The organism is Pseudomonas cyclaminis, from assembly GCF_015163715.1.
GTDB classification, from domain to species: Bacteria; Pseudomonadota; Gammaproteobacteria; order Pseudomonadales; family Pseudomonadaceae; genus Aquipseudomonas; species Aquipseudomonas cyclaminis.
This window is the reverse complement of the sequence record NZ_JADDUM010000295.1, coordinates 1-4604: the sequence shown is the minus strand read 5'-3', so window position 1 is coordinate 4604 and position 4604 is coordinate 1. Positions and strand designations below refer to the sequence as shown.

Annotated in this window: 4 protein-coding genes and 1 pseudogene; 4 read left to right on the top strand and 1 reads right to left on the bottom strand. The window is 56.1% G+C overall.

Features of this window, described 5'->3' with window-relative positions:
• The first annotated feature begins 155 nt into the window (after nucleotides 1–155).
• From IQK56_RS28765 to IQK56_RS28750, 4 genes and pseudogenes are all read left to right on the top strand, one after another.
• Nucleotides 156–700: pseudogene (locus IQK56_RS28765) on the top strand (hypothetical protein).
• 71 nt (nucleotides 701–771) lie between these two features.
• Nucleotides 772–984, top strand: a complete 213-nt coding sequence (locus IQK56_RS28760; RefSeq protein ID WP_122305626.1) for a hypothetical protein — start codon at nucleotides 772–774, stop codon at nucleotides 982–984.
• A gap of 11 nt (nucleotides 985–995) precedes the next feature.
• Nucleotides 996–1133, top strand: a complete 138-nt coding sequence (locus IQK56_RS28755) for a hypothetical protein (protein WP_183140445.1) — start codon at nucleotides 996–998, stop codon at nucleotides 1131–1133.
• 221 nt (nucleotides 1134–1354) lie between these two features.
• A complete protein-coding gene (locus IQK56_RS28750; RefSeq protein ID WP_193901914.1) occupies nucleotides 1355–3364 on the top strand; it encodes a dermonecrotic toxin domain-containing protein in 2010 nt (669 codons plus the stop codon).
• 178 nt (nucleotides 3365–3542) lie between these two features.
• Here IQK56_RS28750 and IQK56_RS28745 read toward each other — a convergent pair.
• Nucleotides 3543–4604 (bottom strand): putative bifunctional diguanylate cyclase/phosphodiesterase (locus tag IQK56_RS28745; protein ID WP_193864206.1); only part of this gene is annotated, 1062 nt, incomplete at its 5' end.

Here is a 4604-nt window from a genome sequence, read left to right as displayed (position 1 = left end):
CCCCTCAAAAGTAGGGGATCGCTGTGCATTCCAGCGAGGAGCAAGCCAATCACCACAAAGAGGCAATGGGCGCTCCAGTTTGGTGCATGAACAAACTTGAACTTCACCCGCGCCGGGTTCTTCTAACAGGACTCGAAGTCTAATGGAGCGCAACCGTGCCCAGAATCATCTCGCCCCACACACCGGAGGCGCGCTGACCGATCACAGCGAACACAGCGCCAAGATCTTCGGTTCACCCAAGGACCGCCTGGACTTCTACCGCCGCGAGATCCAGTACGAAACCAGCATCCTCGCCAACCGCACCGATGCCTACCTCACGGCGCAGTCGTTTCTGGTCATCGCCTTTGTATCGGGCATGGGCAATCTCAATCCGGAGTGGGGCAAGCTGTTTACCCTGGTGGTGCCCGTCTTTCTAGCGGTGCTGGGCATCCTCAGCTCGCTCAACGCCTGGCCGGGCATTCGTGCGGCCTACGACATCATTGATCACTGGCATTACAAACAAAGCGAGCTGCTGCGCAGCGAGCCCGTGATGGGCCTGGCCTATGACGAGTCGCCGCTGTTCTCGGAAATGGAGTCGTCCCACAAGGGCTATCGCAAATCGCTGTTGTTTTCGATGCGCGCACCGTGGTTGTTCATGGCGTTCTGGCTATTGCTGGGGATGTATGCGTTCTACATCCAGATCGACAATCCCATCCGCTAAGCAATCGGACGGAACTTCAAGCGGCCTCGCGACGCCTTAATATCATGTAGGCCAAAGTAGAGGTGAGCACCATGAGCACGACTGACGACCCGCAAACCAGCAACCGTAACGACCCGGCGATTGACGGCGGCGAGCCGGCACCGTCGACGGCTGCGGATGCGCCAAAAGACCCGAATGCCGAGCGTGATCCCAAAGCCGAGGAGAACGCTTACAGCCCCGATTTCGAGCCTGAGCCTGAGCACAAGCCTGAAACCGATGCGGACATCGACACACAAGGCGGATAGAGGAGAGGGTCATGTCTGAAGAACTGGAAGAAGAAGAACTCAACGATCCGGGCAATGAAGACCCAGGCTCGCTGATGGATGATGCAGAAGTGCCGCTCCACGAGCCGGACGACGCGGTGGATGTGGGCAATACAGAAAAGCCCGATTAACCCCCCGTAGCAGCTGCCGAGCCCTGGCGAGGCTGCGTCGACGGCGTACCTGGCTCGGCAGCTGCTACGGGTATGAACGAAGCCTGGCAGTTGAAGCAAACGGTAACAACTGAAGTTGGAACACTCTCGCAAGCCAAGCACACACACGTCAGACAGCATCGCAGGAAGATACCTGCGCGGCTGGGGAACATTTCCTTCACTCCTACCGACCTTGGCTGATTATGACTGTTTCTGCTGCTACTGCCACCACTCGCCCCATTAGCGCCGCGCCGACAAATGCCAATTCTTGGGATGATCCCAAGGACACCTATGTCATTAAAAATACCCGGGGAAAATTCAACGAGAACCTGGTGAAAGACTTAAACAGCGGCAAAATGACACCTGATGTCAACAAAATCGTCGAGGCCGTGCTGTCACCAGGCAAAGCAGGTTTACCCAAAGTGCAAGTCAAGACCTTTGCCGTGGATGGTGTTCAAGCCAAGGACATCATATTCATTCAACGGGTACCGCCTGTACTTGATGGCCCTAACATCGTGCTTTATGTTCCGGAAAAAGACGGCAGTTCATACCAGTCTTTCAAAACTGTCGAAGACATGAACGCCTGGTTGAAAATACAAGCTAATGACACCACATCACTTAAGGCATTTACCCGACACTTTGCGCAGGACAGCGCCCCCGAAAAACAAGGCCGCGTCGCCGATACGCTGATCCGATTCAGAAGCAATGATATCAACGCCGTTGTTGGGCCTTATGCCAACGAAGGCGGCGATATATTTGGCCGGCTGGACAAGGAGCCATCCGCACCATCCGCTGCGGTTAACGGTTTGACAAATCTTAAGGAGGAACATACGTCACCGGAAGGACGGGTGCTTTATTCGGGACTGCGACCGGGTGGTACAAAAGTATTCTTTGAGTATGACGCCTACGGAAACTTTCAAGGTGAAGATAAAAAGGGCAATTTCTATTTTGTTAAAAACGGCTTGAACAGCCCCAAGCCGTTGGTGCCGATGACGGAAAGTGCATTCAAGCAAAAGGTTCGCAACGAAGCGCTCAACAATGTCGGTGCAAACGATACGCGGGGGCTCTACGAAGAACTTCTAAAGCACCTTGAACACCCCTCCGCGGGTATCGCCGATGCCTTGCAGGCATTCGGGGTGAATAAGAACACCGCCGACACCGTAGAACGGTACCTGGACAATCCCTTTAGCGCGCTGCTGGTTGATTTGAATACTAACAATCAGATCGGCAAGGTATTAGGCGTCGACAAACAAACCATGGACTCAGCATTGAAAGGGGCCGGCGATTTTGCGCAAGGGTTCGTTCCTTATTATGGGCAGGCGAGGGGGTTGGGATCGTTACTTGCCAAAGCGATCAGGAATGAGCCTCTCAGTGTTGAGGAGACACGGGACCTCGCTGATAACCTGGCATTGAAACCTGACAGCCCGGCATTAAAGAACCTGCCTGCGCCGCACACGCCTGGCAAGCCCTCCCTGCCCGCGTTACGTGAGCCGGTGGAAAGCCCTGCGCCCGAGGTCAAAGCAAAGGAAGCTCCACCCATTGAAGAGCCCGTCGCAGCGGTCAATCATCCGGGGTTCAAGAAGGTCTCGTTTGAGGGCGAAGAGAAGTACTTCGTTGCTGAAACGCCTGACGCCGGCGATGGCGAACATTACCTGTTGCGTGTAGAAGCGCCGGATGATCCTACGAAGTTAGTCAGCAGCAGCAAGGTTGCCAAACCTGACGAGAACGGTGTTTGGCGAAGGAGAGGGGTCAGCGGCGGTTCGGTCAAGGCAGAAGTGTTGAATCGCATCCGCAACCCATTGACGCCAGTCCTTGATGAGATCGCTATCACGGATATCCCCACTACCAATGCAAACGGCGTAACCCAATATCAGCACGACGCAAACCATTTAGCGGTCATGAAAAGGCGCGACGTCCTTCGCAAGGAATTTGGGCTGGATAATTATGGTGCGGTTCGCAGTGAGGTCTTTCAAACCAAGCTTGCCAGGCAAGTGGGCACAGACAGAGATGCCAACGGGAAGCTCTATGGTCAATGTGCAGAGTTGGCAGCCTATGCCGCGGAAAAGGTTAAAGGGGTGGCCAAAGAACAAGGTTACCGCACGTATATGGTCCAGATACCTGAGACCAACCACACCGTTGTGCTGCTGTCCAAGAATAGTTACCGCGCGGCGAAAGGGTGGATTGGGGACGCGAGTTCAAGTCCGACTCCATAACGGTTGATTTGTGGGAGGGAGTACTAAGCAAGAATAATCCTGGCGCCGCAGATGTGCTGATCAATGCGTCCAAGAAGCACGGTTACACGAAGGGCAAGCCCCCCGCTAGCATACAGGTGGAAATGAAAGCCCATTAATCAAAGGGGGCAAATGACGGCATTCCCCCTCCCGCTGAATCTCACCGCTCCAACAACAAGCGCTCCAACGCTGCTGCGGATAACGGCCGGCTGAACAGGTAGCCCTGGATCTGATCACAGCCGGCCTCTTTCAAAAACGCCAGTTGCGCCTGGGTTTCCACGCCTTCGGCCACCACGCGCAGTTCCAGGCTGTGGGCCAGTTCGATAATCGTGCGGGTAATTGCCGCATCCTGCGGGTTGGTTGTTACTTCACGGATAAACGCGATGTCGATCTTCAACGTATCGATGGGGAAGCGGCGCAGGTACGCCAGGCTTGAGTAGCCGGTGCCAAAGTCGTCGATGGAAATCTTCACGCCCATGGCGCGCAAACGCTGCAGGCTGGCGATGGTGTGCTGGGTGTTTTCCATCAGCGAGCCTTCCGTAAGCTCCACTTCCAGCCAGTGCGACTCGACCCCGGTGCTTGCCAGGATCTGGCTGATATCGGCAATCAGGTCACCCTCGATCAGTTGATGGCCGGATACGTTGACTGAGACTTCCACAGCGCCTATGTCGCTGCACTGCCACTCGGCGATCTGCTGGCACACCTGTTCGATTACCCAGCGACCCACGGGCACAATCAGCCCCAAGCTTTCCAGGATCGGCACGAATACTGCGGGGGACACGGCGCCGTAACCGGGCCGGTCCCAGCGCAGCAAGGCTTCCAATGCGCAGATATTGCCGTTGGCCAGCTCGACTTTGGGCTGGTAGTGCAGGGCGAACTCATTGCGTTCAACGGCCTCGCGCAGGGCTTGCTCCAGGTCGATGCGCACGCGATCATGCACATCTCCTCGCGGTGCTTGGGCGGTGTGCTCCTGCAACCGTTGTTCCAACTGTTCGCTGTGCTGCTTCAACTGGTCACCATGGGCTTTGAGCCGCAGCAGGTTGCGTACCCGCAGCCACAATTCCACGCGCTCCACCGGCTTGCTGATGAACTCCTCAGCGCCAGTCTCCAACCCGCTGACCCGCGCACTGGAGTCGCTCAACGCCGAAAGCATGATGATCGGGATGTTCGCCGTGGCCGGGTTGCCCTTGAGCTGGCTGGCGACCTCGTAGCCGTCCATGCC